Raw genomic sequence first — 18,393 nt, forward strand, 5'->3', positions numbered from 1 at the left:
TTCGAAGGGTCAGCGGATCTCAGCGCGCCGGCAGCAGCTTGGACGGGTCCACGGGCTTGCCCTGGCGCCGGACCTCGAAGTGCAGCTGGACACGGTCGGCATCCGAGGAACCCATCTCGGCGATCTTCTGCCCCTTGCGCACGACCTGATCCTCCTTGACGAGGAGCGTCTGGTTGTGGGCGTAGGCCGTCAGGTAGGTGGCGTTGTGCTTGACGATCACCAGGTTGCCGTAGCCGCGCAGGCCCGAGCCGGCATACACCACCCGGCCGTCCGCCGCGGCATAGACCGGATCGCCGGCCTTGCCAGTGATCGCCAGGCCCTTGTTGCGCGTTTCATCGAAGGGAGCGACGACCGGGCCGGCCGCCGGCCACGCCCATTGCACGTCGTCATCGTTGTCGCGTGAGGGCACCGCCGGCGCGACGCCTGAGGCGCTCGCGGCCGCCCCTGACGCGGCCGCGGCGGGCGGCTTGCCGTTGGCATCCAGAGGCTTGGTCTCGATCTTGGACGGCGTGACCGGCTTGGTGGCCACCGTCTCGCTGGTCGGTGGAAGCACACGCAGGACCTGGCCGACCTCGATCAGGTTCGGGTTGTCTATGCCATTCCAGCGGGCGATGTCCCGCCAGGCCTGGCCGGTCTCGAGGGCGATGCGCATCAGCGTGTCGCCCGGCTTCACGGTGTAGGTCGCCGGTCGCGTGTCGGACGGGGCGCTGGCAGGCGCGGACGCCGCCTTTGCGGCTTCGGGCGCGACTTCAGGCTTGACCGGCGACTTGGCCGTGGGACGTTCCTCGACGGGTGCGGGAGGGCGCCGCGTGGCGCAGCCCACCAGCAGCAGTGCCGCGAGGGCGGCAGCCGCCAGGCCGAGCGTGCGTGAAGTCAGGCACCGTTGCATCGTGGTCATCGAGGGCATCCGTCCCTGGTGCTGGAAGTCAATGGGTGCCGGATTTTAAGGGGACGAATTGCACGCCCTCGCCAAGGCGGCGCGTGAACCCGTCGGACCGCCTGTCGACGATGACGAGCGTCTGGCCCCGGCCGTCGGGCGAACGGGCGGGCGCCACCAGGCGGCCGCCCACGGCGAGTTGATCCAGCCATGCCGCCGGCAGGTCGTCGCCGCCGGCCGCCGCGATGATGGCGTCATAAGGTGCGTTCGGAGGATGGCCACGCATGCCGTCGCCATAGACCAGTCGGCACCGGGGCACCTGCAGCCGGTGCAGGTGCCGGGCGGCCAGTTCATGCAGGCCCTTGAGCCGCTCGACCGAAACGACGCTGGTCGACAACTGGGCGAGGACGGCGGCTTGATATCCGCAGCCGGTGCCGATCTCCAGGGTGCGTCCGAGATGCCCTCGCGCGCGTGCCGATTCGCCCAAGTAGAGCCACTCGATCATGCGGGCCACGACGGAGGGCTTGGAAATCGTCTGCGACAGGCCTATCGGCAGGCTGGTGTCCTCGTAGGCCTGGGCCGCCAGCGCGGAGTCCACGAACTCATGCCGCGGCACTTCGCCCATCGCGCGCAGGACGGGCTCGCATTGCACCCCATCCGCCCTCAGCCGCTGCACCATGCGTTGCCTGACCGGCGCACTGTCCAGCCCAAGGCCGCTGGGCGCGACGGCGCGCGCGGCATCGCGAGCGGCTTCGTGCAGCGGGCGCTGAGGGCGCAACAGCGTGCCGGCCGGCGCAGGCGCCGCCAGGGCGCCGCGCTGTGCCAGCGAGGCCGGAAAGCGCGCCCCGCGGGCTGGTGGCTTGCCGCTCATGTCAGGGCGCGGAGAAACGCTGGCGCCAGTCGGGCAGTGCCGCGTGGTCAGTGAGATCGACCTGCAGGGGCGTGATGGAGACCATGCCGTTGGCCGCGGCGTGAAAGTCGGTCCCCTCGCCGGCCTCGCGCGCATCGCCGGCCGGGCCTATCCAGTACACGGTCTCGCCGCGCGGGCTGATCTGGCGGATCACCGGCTCGCTGGCATGCCTGCGGCCCAGGCGGGTGACGACCCATGGAAGCTGCTCCGCATCGGGCCGGTTCGGGATGTTGACGTTCAGCAGCCAAGGCCGCTGCGACGGGGGCCTCTGCACGACCGATTCGAGCACCGACTCGACGACCCTTCGCGCCACTCGCGCTGCCGCATCCAGGTGCGCCCAGCCTTTTTCGACTTGCGAGAACGCGATCGCGGGGATACCGAACAGATAGCCTTCCATCGCCGCGGCGACCGTGCCCGAGTAAAGCGTGTCGTCGCCCATGTTGGCGCCCTGGTTGATGCCGGAGAGCACCAGGTCAGGCTTCTCCGGCAGCAGGCCGGTCAGGGCGATGTGGACGCTGTCGGACGGCGTGCCGTTGACAAAGCGAAAGCCCTGGACCGGTTCTCCCCGGGCCTCGTGCACCGTCAAGGGACGGGTCAGGCTCAGCGCATTCGACGTGCCGCTGGCGTTTTGCTCCGGCGCGATGACGTCGATCTCGCCCAGGCCCTGGCAGGCCTGCACCAATGCCGCAATGCCGGGCGCCAGGTAGCCGTCGTCGTTGGCAATCAGGATACGCATGGTTGCATTGTAGGGAGGGCCGGACGCGGTTCGGACGCGTCGCCCAGGCGACGCACGGCACCGGCACCCGCTGCCTATCATCGCGCCACCGGCCTCGTCACTCACCACCCTCGATCGGGAGCGTTCCATGCATGCCTGGCTTTGCGAAACCACCACCGGCCCACAGGATCTCGTCTGGCGCGAGATGCCCACGCCCGAACCGGGTCAAGACGAAGTCCGCATCGCCGTCCGCGCGGCCAGCATCAACTTCCCCGATCTGCTGACGGTGCAAGGCAAGTACCAGTTCCGCCCGGAGCTGCCATTCGTCCCGGGTTCCGAGTTCGCCGGCACCATAGAAGCGATCGGCTCAGGCGTGACGCAGCTTGCAGTGGGCGACCCCGTGGCCGCGATTGGCAATTCCGGTGGCTTCGCGACCCACGCGTGCATCAAGGCCGACCGCGCCATCCCGCTGCCCAGCGGATTTCCGCTGCAGGACGCGGCCGCCTTCGCCTTCACCTACGGCACCTCTCACCATGCGCTGCTCGATCGCGGCCAGCTTCGATCGGGCGAGACGGTGCTGGTGCTGGGTGCGGCAGGCGGGGTGGGCACCGCTGCGGTGCAGATCGCCAAGGCCGCCGGAGCGAAGGTCATCGCGGCCGCCTCCACCGACGACAAGTGCGCGGCCTGCCGGTCCATCGGTGCCGACGCCACGGTCAACTACAGCCAGGAGAACCTGCGCGACGCCCTGAAGGGGCTGACCGGCGGACACGGCGCAGACGTCGTGTACGACCCGGTTGGCGGCGACCTCGCCGAGCCGGCCTTTCGCGCCATGGCGTGGCGTGGCCGCTACCTCGTCGTCGGCTTTGCCGCCGGCACCATACCGGCATTGCCCTTCAATCTGCCGCTACTAAAGGGTGCCTCCATCGTCGGCGTGTTCTGGGGCGACTTCGTGCGGCGCGAGCCGGCGGCCAACACCCGCATGATGGACGAGCTGGCGCGCTGGTATGCCGAGGGGCGGATCAAGCCGGTGATCGACAGCGTCCTGCCGATGAAGGAGCTGCCCACCGCCTACCGTCGGATGGCCGCGAGGGACATCAAAGGCAAGCTGTTGCTCGTGAACTGAGGCAAGGCGCCTAAGATGAGGGGCTGATCCATCGATCGACGTCCCCCAAAAGGGGGCTCGGGATGCGTGCCGGGCACTGCTAGCATGCCGGCCCACGCTAGGTAGTAAAGGGAGCGTCTACATGACCGTCAAGGTTCTGATCCTGGAAGACAACCCGGTCGCTCGCGACTTCCTGTCGCGCGTCCTGAGGGAGAGTTTCAGCGATCCCATTTCGATCACCGAAGCCGGCGATCTCGAGACCGCGCGCGAGCAGATCGCCTTGACGGGACCCCACGGCCTGCACGGCGCCGACCCGTTCAAGCTGATGCTGGTCGACCTCGAGCTGCCCGACGGCAACGGGCTGGAACTGCTGGCAGAGCTGACCCAGTACCCCGCGACGAAGGTCGTCACCACGCTGTATTCGGATGACGACCACCTGTTCCCGGCCCTGCAATGCGGGGCAGACGGCTACCTGCTGAAGGAAGACCGGTTCGACGTGCTGGTCGAAGAGCTTCGCAAGATCGTGCTGGGGCAGCCCCCTCTGTCGCCCGCCATCGCCCGGCGCCTGCTGACGCACTTCCGCCACGGCGCCGCGGCGGAATCCGCCGCTCCCGCGCCCATGGGCAGCTTCTCCAGCACGCCGATGCCCGGCGGCCAGAAGCCGGTGCCCATCGAGAAGCCGATCGATCTTCCCCACCTCACTCCGCGCGAGATCGAAGTCTTGACGTACCTGAGCAAGGGTTTCACGATCAAGGAGATCGCCAACCTCATGGGCATCAAGTGGTTCACAGTCAACGACCACATCAAGTCGATCTACCGCAAGCTCAACGTGTCCAGCCGCGCGGAAGCAGCGGTCCTCGCCAGCAAGCAGGGCCTCGTTTGAACGACCGGCCGGGGGCGGCGCGGTCGCAGCAGGGCGGGCGATGACCCACGCCACCCTCGAAGACGCCCCCGACGCCGGCCTGCCTGGTGACAGCGTCTGGCCGAGCGTAGAAGGACGCCTGGGCGAATCCGGTGGCCTGGGAACGCCCTCCGGGACGCTGGCCGGCACGACCCCGCGCATAGGGTGGCGCCGCCAGGCTCTCCTGCTGGCGGCGGTGGTGGCCTGCCTGACGGTGTTCCTCCTGGCCAGGGTGATGGCCAACAACCCGCACGTGGCCGCCGACTGGCGTGTCACGCCGGCCGGCGGGCTGGAGCTGGTCTATACCAGCGTTCCGGGCCTGAAGGAGCAGGTGGGCAAGGAGCTGGTGGGCATCGAGACCGCACCACGGACCGTGCTGTCCTTCGATGCGCTCGCCCTGACGCATTCCTCTCGCTGGGTGGTCGACGACAACCAGCGGGATCGGCTCATCGCCAGTCGCCTGGCCGTGGCGCGCGAGGTCGAATCCGGCCACGTGCAGTTCGTCTTCAACGACGGCCACCGCATCGACGTGGTGCCCCGCCCGCGCGGCTACGCCGGCCTGGGGGCGATGTTCTGGCTGCTCAGTGCCTTCGCGATGGTGCTGTTCCTGGTGGGCTGGATCGTGCCCCTGGTGCAACCGCAGCTTCGCAACCTGCTGTACGCGCTGATGGCCCTGGCGCAGTCAGGCCAGTTGCTGCTGGCGGCCATCGGCTCGGTGCCCGGCCTGACGCTGCCGAGTTCACTGGTGATACGCGAGCATGCGTTGCTGACGCTGCTCGATCTCGTCACCGGCGCAGCGGTGCTGCACGCGACCGCCCTCTTCCCTTACCGCTCCCGGTGGCGCAGCGTGCCCGTCATGCTCAGCTGGGGCGCCGCCCTGGGCTTCGCAGCGTTTGCGGTGGGGGCAGGCAAGCCCTACGCGTGGTGGGTCTCGCAATCGGTACTGCTGGCCGACGGCTTGTTGTGCATTGCCTATCTCGCATTCCCCATCGGGCCGCAGCCCCACCCGTTTGCCGTGGTGATGAGGCGCTTCGCCATCGTGACGGTCGGCGCGCTGCTGCTGCTGACACTGGCTGTCGCTCTGGTACCGCACATGCCGCCGGACGTCCAGCCGCTCGCCGCCGTCGGCCCGGTGATCTGGAACGTCTTCTTCGCGTCGGTCATCCTGATGGTGCCCTTCATCTCGCGCTCGCAGAACGTGATGCGCGAGTTCGCGATGCTGGCGGGTGTCAGCACCGTGGCCACCTCGGTCGACCTGCTGTTCGTCGCGGTCTTCTCGTTCTCGCAGTTCGCGTCGCTGACGCTGTCGCTCTTTCTCGCGCTCGGGGCCTATGCGGCGGTGCGGCAATGGGTCGTGAACCAGATGATGGGGGCCCGCACGCTCACGACCGAGCGCATGTTCGAGCACCTCTACCGGATCGCCCGCGAGGTCGAGGCCAAGCCGGAGCGGGCCGCCGATCGCATGGCCGATCTGCTGCGTCACGTGTTCGAGCCCCTGGAGACCGCCCACACCGGCGGGTCGGCTCGCCAGAGCCGCGTGGTCGCCAACGGTTCCGTGCTGCTGGTGCCGGCGCCCAACCTGACCCAGGGCCCGATGCTCGACGGGCAGATCGCCCTGCGGTTCGCCGAACGCGGCAAGCGCCTGTTCACGCCCGAGGATGCCCGTCTGGCCGACCGCATCGTCGAGCAGCTGATGCGCGCCCTGGCGCACGACCGCGCGGTCGAGCGTGGCCGCAGCGAGGAGCGCCAGCGCATCGCCCAGGACCTGCACGACGACATCGGCGCCCGCCTGCTGACCCTCATGTACAAGGCGCCCAGCAAGGAGATGGAGGACTACGTCCGCCACACCCTGCAGGACCTGAAGACGCTGACCCGCGGGCTGGCGGCCTCGACCCACTCGCTGACGCTGGCCGCCGCCGAGTGGAAGACCGACATCACCCAGCGCCTGGAGGCGGCACGCTGCGAGCTGGAATGGTCCGCCAGCTTCGACGAAGACCTGACCCTGACGATGGTGCAGTGGTCATCGCTGACCCGCATCCTGCGGGAGCTGGTCAGCAATGCGATCGCGCACTCCAAGGCCAGCAGGATCCTGATCGAGGTCCGGCTTCAGCACAGCGAGTTCACGATCACCATGAGTGACGACGGCGTAGGCCGCGAGCCAGCCAAGTGGTCGCACGGCCTGGGCCTGGGCGGCATCCGCAAGCGCGTGAAGCTCATGGGCGGCACGGTGAGTTGGCGCGAACGCGAGCCCAAGGGCATCGTCTGCCTGGTCACCGTGCCCAGCCTCGGCGGCGCAGCCACGGGCTGACGCGGTAGCGTTCGCCGCGGTAGAAGCCGTCGAGCCGGTCGATGAGCGCGGTCACTGCGCGCACATCCCATCGAGCCAGCCACTCGAACGGCCCGGCCGGGTAGTTGACCCCCAGCTTCATCGCCAGGTCGGCACCCTCCGGGGTGCACACGCCTTGCTGGACAGCGTCTGCCGCTTCGTTGATCAGCATCGCGAGCGTGCGCGCCACGACCAGGCCAGGGGTGTCCTCCACCTGCTGCGGCTGGAGCCCGGCCGCCGCCAGCATCGCGGCAGCCTGCCCCTGCCAGGCTGGGCTCGCCCCTGCAGCTGCTGCAAACGCCATCGTGCTGCCCGGCGCCGCCACGACAGGCCAATCGAAAAGCGCCAGCTCGGCGTGTGCCTCCTCGGCCGCCCGCTGCGAGGCCGTGCGGCCGTCGGTCAGCGCCAACCGGCCGCCCTCGGCTTCGACCCCGATCCACGTCGAGCCAGCCACCGTCTCGACGGCCACGCCGGCAGTCGTCAACGCTTCGCGCCAGCGCTGGCCGAAGGCCGCGAGCGCCGGACCGCCATCGCCCGAATCGTGCCAGCGCACGCGCGTCGGCAACGCGCCCAGCCGCGGAGCCGGCAGCTCGGGGGTCGACACGCCTTCGCCGTAGGCAAAGAAGCCCCGGCCGGACTTGCGGCCCAGCAGGCCGCCATCGACCATGTCGCGCTGTACCAGCGAAGGCTGATAGCGCTTGTCGCCGAAATTGGCCTGGTAGACCGATTCGGTGACCGAGAAGTTGGTGTCGTGGCCGATCAGGTCCATCAGCTCGCAAGGCCCCATCCGGAACCCGGCGCCGCGCAGGCAGGCATCCAGCACGGCCGGCGAGGACGCCCGCTCCTGCAGCAGCGCGAGCGTCTCGGCGTAGTAGGGCCGCGCGATGCGATTGACGATGAAGCCGGGCGTCGATCGAGCGTGCACCGCTGTCTTGCCCCAGGCCGTGGCGAGCTGGAACACCCGCTCCGCGACCGCCGCCTCGGTCTGCAGCCCGGAAACGACCTCCACCAGCTTCATCAGCGGCACCGGGTTGAAGAAATGCATGCCGACCACCCGGCCCGGCGCCTTCAAGCCGTTGGCCAGCGCCGTGATCGAGATCGAGGAGGTGTTCGAGGCCAGGATGGCCTCGGGGGCCAGGAGGGCCTCCAGCTGGCGCAGCAAAGTTCGCTTCGCCTCGAGGTTCTCCACGATCGCTTCCACCGCCAGGCCCGCGTCGGCGGCCTCCTCGAGCCGGCCGACCGGCTGGATTCGAGCCAGCGCGGCATGGGCCGCCTGCTCGGACAGTCGACCTTTGGCGATCAGGGCCTGCAACGACTGGCCCAGCTTGTCCTTCGCCGCAGCTGCAGCGCCTTCACGCGTGTCGAACAGCATCACGGCGTGGCCCGCCTGGGCGGCCACCTGGGCGATGCCGGCGCCCATGATGCCGGCGCCGATGACGAGGACAGTGGGGGATGTCGAGGTGTTCATGGCGGCAAAGCATAGCGTGGCAGGGTATGCACTATATTGCCTTTTCCACGTGGATTGACGTAGTCTAGCGGCACTTTCAGCACAATGATGCATGCCACGCAGGCCGCTGTACCGCCCACCCAACGCCCGTGCTTGCCCCTACCGGAAGCCCTTGGCGCCTGCGCTACCCTGCCTCGGCCCATGACTTCAAGCCCACGGAGAAACTCATGAAGAAACCTCGCCTTGCCCTGCTCGCCTGTGCCGCCGTGATGGCCGTCGCCGCCTTCCCTGCCTGCGCGCAATCGGCCTCCAAGCTCAAGGTCGGCCTGATGCTGCCGTACACCGGCACCTACGCTTCGCTGGGCAATGCGATCGAGAACGGCTTCCGGCTCTACGTGAGCGAGCAGGGCGGCAAGCTCGGGGGCCATGAGATCGAGTTCTACAAGGTGGACGACGAGAGCGAGCCGTCCAAGGCCACCGACAACGTCAACAAGCTCATCAAGCGCGACCAGGTGGACGTCCTGGTGGGCACGGTTCACTCCGGCGTCGCGCTGGCCATGGCCAAGGTGGCGAAGGAAACGGGCACGCTGCTGATCGTTCCGAATGCGGGCGCGGACGCGCTGACCGGGCCGCTGTGCGCCAAGAACATCTGGCGCACCTCGTTTTCCAACTGGCAGCCCGGCTATGCCACCGGCGTCATCGCCGCCCAGAAGGGCTACAAGAAGGCGATGAGCATCACCTGGGGCTATGCGGCGGGCACGGAAGCGGTCAAGGGCTTCACCGAGGCCTTCGAAAAGGGCGGCGGCAAGGTGGTGAAGGACCTGACCCTGCCCTTCCCCAACGTCGAGTTCCAGGCCCTGCTCACCGAGATCGCGGCGCAGAAGCCGGACGTGGTGTTCGCCTTCTTCGCCGGCGGTGGCGCGGTCAAGTTCGTCAAGGACTACGACGCCGCGGGCCTGCGCAAGAGCATCCCGCTGATGGGCTCGGGCTTCCTCACCGATGGCACGCTCGAAGCACAAGGCGCGTCCGCGCAAGGCATCGTCACTTCGCTGCACTACGCCGACAACATCGAGACGCCGCGCAACACCGCCTTCCGCAACAAGTACGCCGTCACCTACAAGACCATGCCGGATGTGTACGCGGTGCAAGGCTACGACGCCGCGCAGCTGCTGCACTCTGGCCTGACCGCCGTGAAAGGCGACTTCAGCAAGAAGGACGAGCTGTACTACGCGATGGGCAAGACCACCATCGCCAGCCCGCGCGGCAAGCTGGCCTTCAGCGCCGCGCACAACCCGATCCAGGATTTCTACATCCGCGAGGTCAAGGGCAACTACAACGTGATCACCGGCGTCGCGGTGCCGGCGCTGGCCGATCCGGCTCGCGGCTGCAAGATGTGACATGGATGGGCCCACCTTCCTCATCCAGTGCCTGAACGCGCTGCAGTACGGGCTGCTGCTGTTCCTGCTGGCCTCGGGCCTGACGCTGATCTTCGGGATCATGGGCGTCATCAACCTGGCCCACGGCAGCTTCTACATGATTGGCGCCTACATGGCGTACGCCCTGGCGCCGGTGGTGTCCGGCACGCTGGGGGGCGGCTTCTTCGCCACGCTGGCCGTCGGCCTGGTGCTGGCGGTGGTGCTGGGCTACGTGCTGGAGTGGGCCTTCTTCAGCTTCCTCTACGAACGTGAGCATCTGCAGCAGGTGCTGATGACCTACGGCCTGATCCTGGTCTTCGAGGAACTGCGCTCCATCCTGGTCGGCGACGACGTGCACAGCGTCGCGCCGCCCGAGTGGCTGGCCGGCAGCCTTCGGCTCGGTGAAATGATGAGTTACCCGGTGTACAGGCTCTTCATCTCCGGCGTGTGCCTGCTGCTCGCGCTGGGCATGTACTTCGTTTTCGCGAAGACCCGGCTGGGCATGATGATCCGCGCCGGCTCGACCAATCGGGAGATGGTCCAGTCCCTGGGCATAGACATCAAGTTCCTCTACCGCGTGGTGTTCGCTGCCGGCGTGGCCATCGCGGTGCTGGCGGGCATGGTGGCGGCTCCGGTGTCCTCGGTTTACCCGGGCATGGGCAACCAGGTGCTGATCATCTGCTTCGTGGTGGTGGTGATAGGCGGCATCGGCTCGATCCGCGGCGCGCTGCTCGCGGCGCTGCTGATCGGCCTGGTCGATACCTTCGGCACGGTGGTGTTCCCGCAGGCCGCGGGCGTGCTGGTCTACGTGATGATGGCGCTGATCCTGCTGTGGAAGCCGGACGGGCTGTTCAAGGCGGGGTGATGTCGCGAAAGAACCTGTTCGTGGCGGGCGCCGTGCTCGCGTTGGCGGCCTTTCCACTGTTGGCCGGGAGCTTCGGCATCGACCTGGTCACCAAGATCATGATCTTCGCCATCCTGGCCCTGAGCCTGGAGTTGCTGGTGGGCATGACGGGCCTCGTGTGCTTCGGCCAAGCCGCGTTGTTCGGGCTGGCGGGCTACGCAGCCGTGCGCCTGTCGCCTGAATCGGAATCGGCCTCGATGTGGTGGCTGCTGCCGGCCAGCGTCGCCGTGGCGGGCTTGTATGCGCTCTTCATGGGCGCGCTGTCGCTGCGCACCAAGGGCGTGTACTTCATCATGGTCACGCTCGCCTTCGCCCAGATGGCGTACTACGTCGTACACGACACGCCGCTGGGTGGCGGCACCGACGGCATCTACCTCTATTTCAAGCCCACGCTCGCGATCGGCAGCTGGACGATCGCCGATCTCGACAAGCCCCTGACCTTCTACTACCTGGTGCTCGTGTTCCTGGCGGTCGTCTTTGCCAAACTGGCGCTGCTGGCGCGGTCCCGCTTCGGACGCGCGCTCGCCGGCATCCACGCCAGCGAGCAACGCATGCGCGCCACCGGCTACTCGACCTATCCCTACAAGCTCGCCGCCTTCGTGATCTCGGGCTGCATCGCAGGCGTGGCGGGATTCCTCTTCGCGGTCAAGGACGGTTTCGTCAACCCCGAGCTGCTCTCCTGGCACCTGTCGGGCTCGGTGCTGATCATGATCATCCTCGGCGGCCTGGGGCACCTGCGCGGAGCGGTGCTCGGCGCCTTCGCGTTCACGCTGCTGCAGGAGCTGTTCCAGAGCGAGGCGGTGTTCGGCTCGTTCGCCAAGCATTGGCACCTGGGCCTGGGCCTGGCCATCATCGCCTGCGTCGCGTTGCTGCCCCGGGGGCTGATAGGCCTTCCAGCCGAAGTGCGGCGCCGCTTGTCAGGTGAAGGGAGCGTGCGATGAGCCCCGCCCGGCTGCCCGTAGTCGCTCGCCCCCGCCGGGCGGAACCGGCCACAGGCCGAAGGGGGCAGGCATGAGTGAGGCACTGCTGCGCTGCGAAGGCCTGACGCGTCGCTGGGGCGGACTCGTGGCCGTCGACGGCGTCTCGCTCGGCTTCGAGCGAGGCCAGGTGCACGCCGTGATCGGTACCAACGGCGCCGGCAAATCGACCTTGATCAACATGCTGTCTGGCGAGATCCCGCCCTCGTCGGGCAGCGTGCAGCTGCTGGGCGAGGACGTCACCGGCTGGACGCAGCCGCGCCGCGCCCGCGCGGGTCTGGGCCGCAGCTACCAGCGCAACACCATCTTCCCCGGCTTCACCGTGCTGGAAAACTGCCGGCTGGCCGCCCAGGCCGCATGGCAACGGCCGTGGCGCTGGTGGCAGGCCGCAGCGCGATGCGAGCACAGCATGGGGGCGGCACGGCAGGCCCTGTCGCGCGTGGGGCTCGACGATGTGCTCGATCGCCCGGCCGGGCTGCTGAGCCATGGCCAGAAGCGCCAGCTGGAGATCGCGATGTGCCTGGCCACCAGCCCGCAGGTGCTGCTGCTGGACGAACCGCTGGCCGGCATGGGCGCCGAAGAGACCGAGCGCATGCTGGCCCTGCTGGCCGAGTTGCGCGCCGGACACGCCACGCTGCTCGTCGAGCACGACATGGACGCAGTCTTCCGCATCGCCGACTGGATCACCGTGATGGTCAACGGCGTCGTCATCGCGTCGGCTGCACCTGACGCGGTGCGCGCCGACCCGGCCGTCCAGGCTGCCTACCTCGGAGGTCACTGAAGTGGCGGCGCCCATCCTCGAAGCCCGCGGCATCCACGCCTGGTACGGCTCCAGCCACGTCCTCCATGGCGTCGACCTCACCGTCCACGCCGGCGAGACCATCGGCCTGCTGGGCCGCAACGGCATGGGCAAGTCCACGCTCATCCGGACCGTGCTCGGCCACGTGAAGCAGCGCGAGGGCCGCATCGCCGTGCGCGGGCAGGACCTTTCACGCGCAGCACCGCACGAGGTCGCGCGGGCGGGCGTGGGCTACGTGCCCGAGGGTCGCGGCGTCTTCCCCAACCTCAGCGTGCGCGAGAACCTGGTGATGGCCGCGCGGCCTGGGCGAGATGGCCGCCGCGACTGGTCGTACGAGCGCGTGCTGCAGACCTTCCCTCGCCTGGCAGAGCGCCTGGACAACCTCGGCGGCCAGCTTTCGGGCGGCGAGCAGCAGATGCTGTCGATCGGCCGGGTCCTGATGACCCATCCGGACCTCGTCATCCTCGATGAAGCCACCGAAGGCCTGGCCCCGCTGATCGTGGCCGAGATCTGGCGCGTCATCGGCCAGATCCGCGCCAGCGGCATCGCCACGCTGATCGTCGACCGCGACTACCGCAAGGTCGCTTCGCAGGCGGATCGCCTGGTGGTGCTGCAGAAAGGCCAGGTGGTGCTGGCCGGCCAGGCAGCCGCGCTAGCGGACAGCCACGAGCTGGCGGCCTGCCTAGGCGTTTGAGTTCCGTCTTGTTTCCGCGTCTGGAGCGCTTGCATGGATACCCCAAACCTCGCCGCCCTCCCGATCGGAGAGCCTGGAGCCCTGGCGCCGTCGCGCGTCGTGCGAGAAGACCGCGCTGACGGCAGCTTCATCCTGCGCAGCGCCGAGGCCCTGCAGCCCTACACCCGCTGCATTGGCGACTGGCTGGAGCACTGGGCCCGCACGACGCCTGATGCGCTCTTTCTCGCAGAGCGTGACGGCGTCGCTGGCTGGCGCCGGCTGGACTACGCCGAAGCGCGGCGCGAGGTCGGCCGCATCGCGCAAGGCCTGTTGAACCTCGGCCTGCCTGACAGCAAACCGGTGGTCGTGCTGTCCGACAATGCCGTCGACCACGCCTTGCTCGCCCTGGCCGCGATGCACGTCGGCCGGGCGGTGTGCACCGTCTCCAGCGCCTACTGCCGCCTCACGAAGGACTACGCCAAGATCCACGCCATCCTCGACGCCCTGGACCCGGCGCTGGTCTACGCCGCCGAGTCTTCCGTCTACGGCCCGCCGATCGCGAGTTGGGCCACGCGAGGTGATCGGCCGATCGTCTTCAGTCGCGGCGCGTCCGAGTTGCCAGGGGCGATGGATTTCGCCGCGCTGGCCGCGGAAGAGACGACTGCCGTCGCCCAGGCGCTGGCGAAGATCACGCCGGACACCCACGCGAAGTACCTGCTGACCAGCGGCTCCACCGGCACACCCAAGGTGGTGATCAACACCCACCGCATGCTGTGCGCCAACCAGCAGATGATCGCCCAGGCCTGGCCCTTCCTGAACCGCCATCCGTTGCGCCTGCTCGACTGGCTGCCCTGGAGCCACACCTTCGGCGGCAATCACAACTTCAACATGGTGCTGGCGCACGGTGGCAGCCTGTGCATCGACGAGGGCCGGCCGATGCCGGGGCTGGTCGAGAAGACCGTGGCCAACCTGCGCGAGGTCCGGCCCAACTTCTACTTCAACGTGCCGCGCGGCTTCGACATGCTGCTGCCGTTCCTGGAGAGCGACGAAGCCTTCGCCCGCGACTTCTTCGCCGACCTGCAGGGCGTGTTCTACGCCGGCGCGGCCCTGCCGCAGAGCCTGTGGCAGCGGCTCGAAGGCGTGGCCCGCCGAGTGCGGGAGCAGCCACTGTGGTTCACCTCGTCGTGGGGCTCGACCGAAACCTCGCCGGCCGTCACCAGCGTGCACTGGAACATCGACCGGGCCGGCTGCATCGGGGCGCCGCTGCCGGGGGCGGAGCTGAAGCTGGTCCCGAGTGCGGGCAAGCTGGAGATGCGCGTGCGCGGGCCGCATGTCTTCGCCGGCTATCGGAATGCCCCGGCGCTGAGCGCCAAGGCCTTCGACGAGGACGGCTACTACCTGATCGGCGACGCCGGCAAGCTGGTCGACCCGGCGGACCCCAGCCAGGGCGTCGCCTTCGACGGCCGTGTGGCCGAGGACTTCAAGCTGATGAGCGGCACCTGGGTCTCGGTCGGCACTCTGCGCATCCGCGCGGTCGCCGCGCTTTCGCCGCTGGCAGCCGACGTGGTGGTGACCGGGCACGACCGCGAGGAGGTGGGCCTGCTCGTCTTTCCCAGCCCGGCAGCCAAGGCCATGGATCACGCCGAACGCGCGGACAAGGTGCGAGCCGCGCTGCAGGCCATTCGCGCCGAGGGCGGCGGCTCTTCGCAATCGCCGACCCGCGTGCTCTTCCTGGCCGAGCCGCCCAACGCCGATGCCGGAGAGATCACCGACAAGGGCTATCTCAACCAGCGCGCCGTCCTCGCCCGCCGCGCCCCCGACGTCATCGCGCTGTACAGTGCCGTCCCGAACCCCGAGGTGATCCGACTCTGATGAGCAACCCCAAGACGCACATCCACCGGGTCGACGTGCATTTCGGCGATTGCGACCCCGCCGGCATCGTCTTCTTCCCGAACTTCTCGCGCTGGATGGACCAGGCCTCGCTGGCCTACTTCATGGCCTGTGGCGTACCGCCTTGGCGAGAACTCGAAGCCACGCGCGGCATTGTCGGCACGCCGCTGCTGGAGATCCACACCCGCTTCCTGCGCCCCGCCACCTACGGCCAGACGCTGGAGGTTCACACCAGCGTCGTCGAGTGGCGCGAGAAGGTGCTGATCCAGCAGCACCGCATCACGCGCGAGGGCGAGCTGCTGTGCGAAGGGCGCGAGACTCGGGCTTTCGTGGTGCGGCTGCCGGGCAGCTACAAGATGAAGTCGATACCGATTCCGGAGGACATCAAGGCGTTGTGTTTGTAGGCGTCCCCTTTTGTGCGCTCGCGATTCAGTGCGTTTGGAAAGTTCTCCCGAGCCCGTTGCAACGGTATGTAATTCTTGAGCTAGGTGTGAGATGCGATTTGGGTTCGAGAAGGTCGAGGCGACTTCATTTGCAGGCCGGGTAGGTTTGGGTTCATCGAGTCAACTCAACTTTCCGGAAGGAAGCACGATTAGTTTCCGACTAATGGCCTTCAGAACTTTCGGCCTCGAATGATAGACCATATACGCTGCAAAGATCGAGCAGCCCCTTAGGAGCCGGAATAACTCCAAAAGTTGAGTCCGAAAAGGTGCACTTGGCTTTATCGCCTCCGGCTCTCGGTGCTTCAATAGCGACGTAAAAGGTCGGCTTGGTATCCACAGACATTCGATCGGCCGAAAGGCGAAGAGCCTGGTATTCGAAGGAGCAACAACCAGAACCGCCTCCCAGGATCAACAGGTCGCCGCGTCGAGCTATGGTACTGAACTCCTTCGCGAGGACCCTCCTGAGGCTTCGGGTGCTGGGGTCAAAGAAGTAGACCGAGTGGGCACACGTTCGGTTGCCACAGTCTCCCTCCAACACAATATCTCCATAACCATCACCGTTGAGGTCGGACGCGCTGGCCGAATGCATACTCTTGTTTTCAAACTCCAAAGCCAGGGCCTGAATGAACTGCGTTTCACCCATCTTCGTTAAACGCACCTCATATGCCTGCAGGCGATCAGAGAATGAGATAAAGAGAATAGTACCGTCCCCATTCGCATAACTACCAGAACTCGGCGCGCCCGTGGCAACACCGGTGGAGCACGCCGAGAAGATCCAACAGAGCGCCATGAAACATATAGCCGTTCTCATTCCATCGAGTCCATCAGAATTTCTTGGCAATGCATCGTTTTCTGGGTGCGGTCGGCCAAGCCAATCTCACCGCCGTTAATTGTTCTGGTGATTCTTCGGATCAAATCATTCCCATAAGCGCTTGCATCAACAACGACGTTGACCGAACTACCCTGCCGGCCCTTTCCGCCAGCCAACCCGCGGATCGGCGTTGCTTCCCAATACCATCCTCCTGCGTCGACCGTTGTGTACGCGTTGCTTCCGGCGAATTGCGGATTGTCAACGACGGGCGCTCGATCAGGTCGAGAGGGGTTCCACCATGGCTCTTTGAACGAGGCAGAAGCTATCCAGTTTCGGTACGCCCAGTAATAGCCATAATTGTATCTTCCCGTGAGCTGTTTGAGGCCGCGACCTCGGAACTTGATATGGTCGCGATCATCAATGTTTCCGTTTCGACCTTTGTACTGATTGAAGTAGTTCTCGTTGTTGCTATCGAACCAGGAATCCATTTCTGACGTCGCGCTGGCAGACGTATTTCCACGTTCGATCATTCCACTCAGCTGAGATGACTCGTGTGCGCCTTGCCCGATAAAATGCGTCATTCGATGCACTGATCCGGTCACGAAATATTTTTCCATGCATCGGTTCAGATGGAGGCGATACAGTTGCCTATTCGCAGCCGTACTCGCTGGCATCAACCTGAGCAACTGAACATCATCTAACCAGCGGCACTTCCGGAGCTGACGAACAAATTCCCTCGGCTGCAAATGCCAATGACTTGCCGGCAATCCCGTGTTCCCCGGAAAGAACGCCAGCGCCCGAATGTGAGCGCGCAGCAGCTCGAAATCCCGATCGCTGAATGGCTTGGGGTTCTCTTCGCTAGATGTCTTGAGCCATCCCCAGCGTTGGTCGATGGTGGCCGCGTCCCACTCCGTGGGGAACTTGCAGATGGTGCGGGCCAGGCGAGGCGCGAGGGCCGGGTCGCTCAGGCGCGTCGTCGCTTCGATCGGATCGATCTGGCCGTCGCCGCTGACGTCCAGCCATGCCCTCAGCATTGGTGAGTCACATCGACTGTCACGGTCCTCGCTGTCGTCGATCAGCTGCCACCTCTGCCAGTGCGGGAAGTCGGCATCGCTGAACTTGCGAACGTTCGGCGCGTTGAGGTTCACCCAGCCTTGGCCGCCCGGGTAGCGGACTTGGCGCCAGTGGGGCACGTCACTGGGCGTGAGCGTCTCGTTGGCCGTGTTGACGACGCGGCCGAAGCGCAAGAGTTCATACACAGCGCTCGGGGCAGGGCGAGCATCGGCGGGATAGGCCTCGCTGATTTCGTTGGCACGGGTGTACAGGTTGTACTCGGCATCTGCTTCGTCCAACGCTTCACCCAGGCTGGTTCCGTCGAGGCGCAGGGTCGTCAGGTACGCGCTGCCGCGATGGCCCTCGGCGCCTTCACCGCCGGCATGACGCAAGCCGACCACCAGCGTGTCATCTGCGGGGCTGGTGTAGACGGCTTGCAGCGCCTCCAGGGGCGGAAGAGGTGCTCTGGCATTCGGTCTCGATGGCTGGGTATGCGCCACCACCAGGTGATCGAGCGGCTTGCGGTCGTAGAACGGCGTGCCGCCCGGAAGCACGAAGTACATCTGGCCGTAAACGGCGTCCAGGCGGCCATCGGTGTCGGTCTGCAATTCGCCAGCCGATCGGCCGACGAGGGCCCGCAGGTTGGCGTCGTTGCAGACGATCTCGAAATGGATGCGTCGCTGGGTATCGCCGTAGATCTGCCCCGCCGTGCCTACCTCGGACTTGCGATAGGCCGTGCGGTCCACGGCCAGCGCCGGGTGGATGGCGCTCAGATGCATGTAGATCGAGAGGAACACGACCTGGCCGTTGAGCCCTTCGCCGATCTCCGTCTCGTGACGAAGCACCACCACGCCATCGTCCGTCCATCCGCCGCGGTAGGCCAACGGATGCTCGACGGGCAACGGACCGCTGGGCTGTCTGGTGGGCTTGCGAAGGAACACCACCGTGCCGTCGGCGATGGCGCGCACAGGCTCGGGCTGATTGCCGCACATCGGCGCGATGAGATGCATGCCGCCGTGCCAGCCGAGATTGAAACTCAGGGGGAAAGCGCCGTCGCCCGGTTGGCCACCGGCCATGCAGCGGTCGATCCACGCGTCTTCGGTCTCGGTGGCCAGGCGCGCGGGAAGGAAGGGTGGGCTGATCAGCATGT

At 66.9% G+C, this 18,393-nt stretch carries 15 protein-coding genes; 10 read left to right on the forward strand and 5 right to left on the reverse strand.

The window, feature by feature from the left end:
• Window positions 1-19 precede the first annotated feature (19 nt).
• From ACS5PM_RS02635 to surE, 3 genes are read right to left on the reverse strand one after another with little or no spacing between them, the layout of a single operon-like run.
• Window positions 20-898 carry a peptidoglycan DD-metalloendopeptidase family protein gene (locus tag ACS5PM_RS02635; RefSeq protein WP_439385120.1) on the reverse strand — a complete coding sequence of 293 codons (879 nt, stop codon included), beginning with the start codon at window positions 896-898 and terminating at the stop codon, window positions 20-22.
• 28 nt (window positions 899-926) lie between these two features.
• The gene (locus ACS5PM_RS02640; protein ID WP_439385122.1) at window positions 927-1,748 is read right to left on the reverse strand and encodes a protein-L-isoaspartate(D-aspartate) O-methyltransferase; all 822 of its coding nucleotides are present in this window, start codon (window positions 1,746-1,748) and stop codon (window positions 927-929) included.
• Between the two features lies 1 nt (window position 1,749).
• On the reverse strand, window positions 1,750-2,523 hold the full coding sequence (surE, locus tag ACS5PM_RS02645; protein ID WP_439385124.1) for a 5'/3'-nucleotidase SurE: 774 nt from the start codon (window positions 2,521-2,523) through the stop codon (window positions 1,750-1,752).
• 127 nt (window positions 2,524-2,650) lie between these two features.
• On the opposite strand from surE, the gene ACS5PM_RS02650 reads away from it, so the two are divergent.
• The 3 genes from ACS5PM_RS02650 to ACS5PM_RS02660 all read left to right on the forward strand — a co-directional run bounded on the left by ACS5PM_RS02650 (window position 2,651) and on the right by ACS5PM_RS02660 (window position 6,813).
• Window positions 2,651-3,625 (forward strand): NADPH:quinone oxidoreductase family protein, encoded by a 975-nt coding sequence (locus ACS5PM_RS02650; protein ID WP_439385126.1) that lies wholly within the window; start codon window positions 2,651-2,653, stop codon window positions 3,623-3,625.
• 121 nt (window positions 3,626-3,746) lie between these two features.
• Window positions 3,747-4,487, forward strand: a complete 741-nt coding sequence (locus ACS5PM_RS02655; RefSeq protein ID WP_439385128.1) for a LuxR C-terminal-related transcriptional regulator — start codon at window positions 3,747-3,749, stop codon at window positions 4,485-4,487.
• A gap of 40 nt (window positions 4,488-4,527) precedes the next feature.
• The gene (locus ACS5PM_RS02660; protein ID WP_439385130.1) at window positions 4,528-6,813 is read left to right on the forward strand and encodes a sensor histidine kinase; all 2,286 of its coding nucleotides are present in this window, start codon (window positions 4,528-4,530) and stop codon (window positions 6,811-6,813) included.
• On the opposite strand, the gene ACS5PM_RS02665 is transcribed toward ACS5PM_RS02660, so the two are convergent.
• Window positions 6,776-8,299, reverse strand: coding sequence for a 3-hydroxyacyl-CoA dehydrogenase (locus ACS5PM_RS02665; RefSeq protein WP_439385132.1), 1,524 nt, complete (start codon window positions 8,297-8,299; stop codon window positions 6,776-6,778). The genes ACS5PM_RS02660 and ACS5PM_RS02665 overlap by 38 nt on opposite strands.
• A 206-nt stretch (window positions 8,300-8,505) precedes the next feature.
• Between ACS5PM_RS02665 and ACS5PM_RS02670 the strand changes: the two genes are divergently transcribed.
• From ACS5PM_RS02670 to ACS5PM_RS02700, 7 genes are all read left to right on the forward strand, one after another.
• Window positions 8,506-9,675 (forward strand): ABC transporter substrate-binding protein, encoded by a 1,170-nt coding sequence (locus ACS5PM_RS02670; RefSeq protein ID WP_439385134.1) that lies wholly within the window; start codon window positions 8,506-8,508, stop codon window positions 9,673-9,675.
• A gap of 1 nt (window position 9,676) precedes the next feature.
• On the forward strand, window positions 9,677-10,558 hold the full coding sequence (locus tag ACS5PM_RS02675; RefSeq protein ID WP_439385136.1) for a branched-chain amino acid ABC transporter permease: 882 nt from the start codon (window positions 9,677-9,679) through the stop codon (window positions 10,556-10,558).
• Entirely contained in the window at window positions 10,558-11,538 is a 981-nt protein-coding gene (locus ACS5PM_RS02680) for a branched-chain amino acid ABC transporter permease (protein WP_439385138.1), read from the forward strand. The genes ACS5PM_RS02675 and ACS5PM_RS02680 overlap by 1 nt, the downstream gene beginning before the upstream one ends.
• 70 nt (window positions 11,539-11,608) lie before the next feature.
• Window positions 11,609-12,355 (forward strand): ABC transporter ATP-binding protein, encoded by a 747-nt coding sequence (locus ACS5PM_RS02685; RefSeq protein ID WP_439385140.1) that lies wholly within the window; start codon window positions 11,609-11,611, stop codon window positions 12,353-12,355.
• 1 nt (window position 12,356) lies between these two features.
• Entirely contained in the window at window positions 12,357-13,067 is a 711-nt protein-coding gene (locus ACS5PM_RS02690) for an ABC transporter ATP-binding protein (RefSeq protein ID WP_439385142.1), read from the forward strand.
• A gap of 33 nt (window positions 13,068-13,100) precedes the next feature.
• Complete coding sequence (locus ACS5PM_RS02695) at window positions 13,101-14,918, forward strand: feruloyl-CoA synthase (protein WP_439385144.1); 1,818 nt, start codon at window positions 13,101-13,103, stop codon at window positions 14,916-14,918.
• Window positions 14,918-15,340 (forward strand): acyl-CoA thioesterase, encoded by a 423-nt coding sequence (locus ACS5PM_RS02700; RefSeq protein WP_439385146.1) that lies wholly within the window; start codon window positions 14,918-14,920, stop codon window positions 15,338-15,340. The genes ACS5PM_RS02695 and ACS5PM_RS02700 overlap by 1 nt, the downstream gene beginning before the upstream one ends.
• An 846-nt stretch (window positions 15,341-16,186) precedes the next feature.
• On the opposite strand, the gene ACS5PM_RS02705 is transcribed toward ACS5PM_RS02700, so the two are convergent.
• Window positions 16,187-18,391, reverse strand: a complete 2,205-nt coding sequence (locus ACS5PM_RS02705) for a M23 family metallopeptidase (RefSeq protein WP_439385148.1) — start codon at window positions 18,389-18,391, stop codon at window positions 16,187-16,189.
• Between the last annotated feature and the right edge of the window lie 2 nt (window positions 18,392-18,393).

The sequence above is a fragment of the Ideonella flava genome (assembly GCF_051857595.1).
Taxonomy (GTDB): Bacteria; Pseudomonadota; Gammaproteobacteria; order Burkholderiales; family Burkholderiaceae_C; genus Ideonella.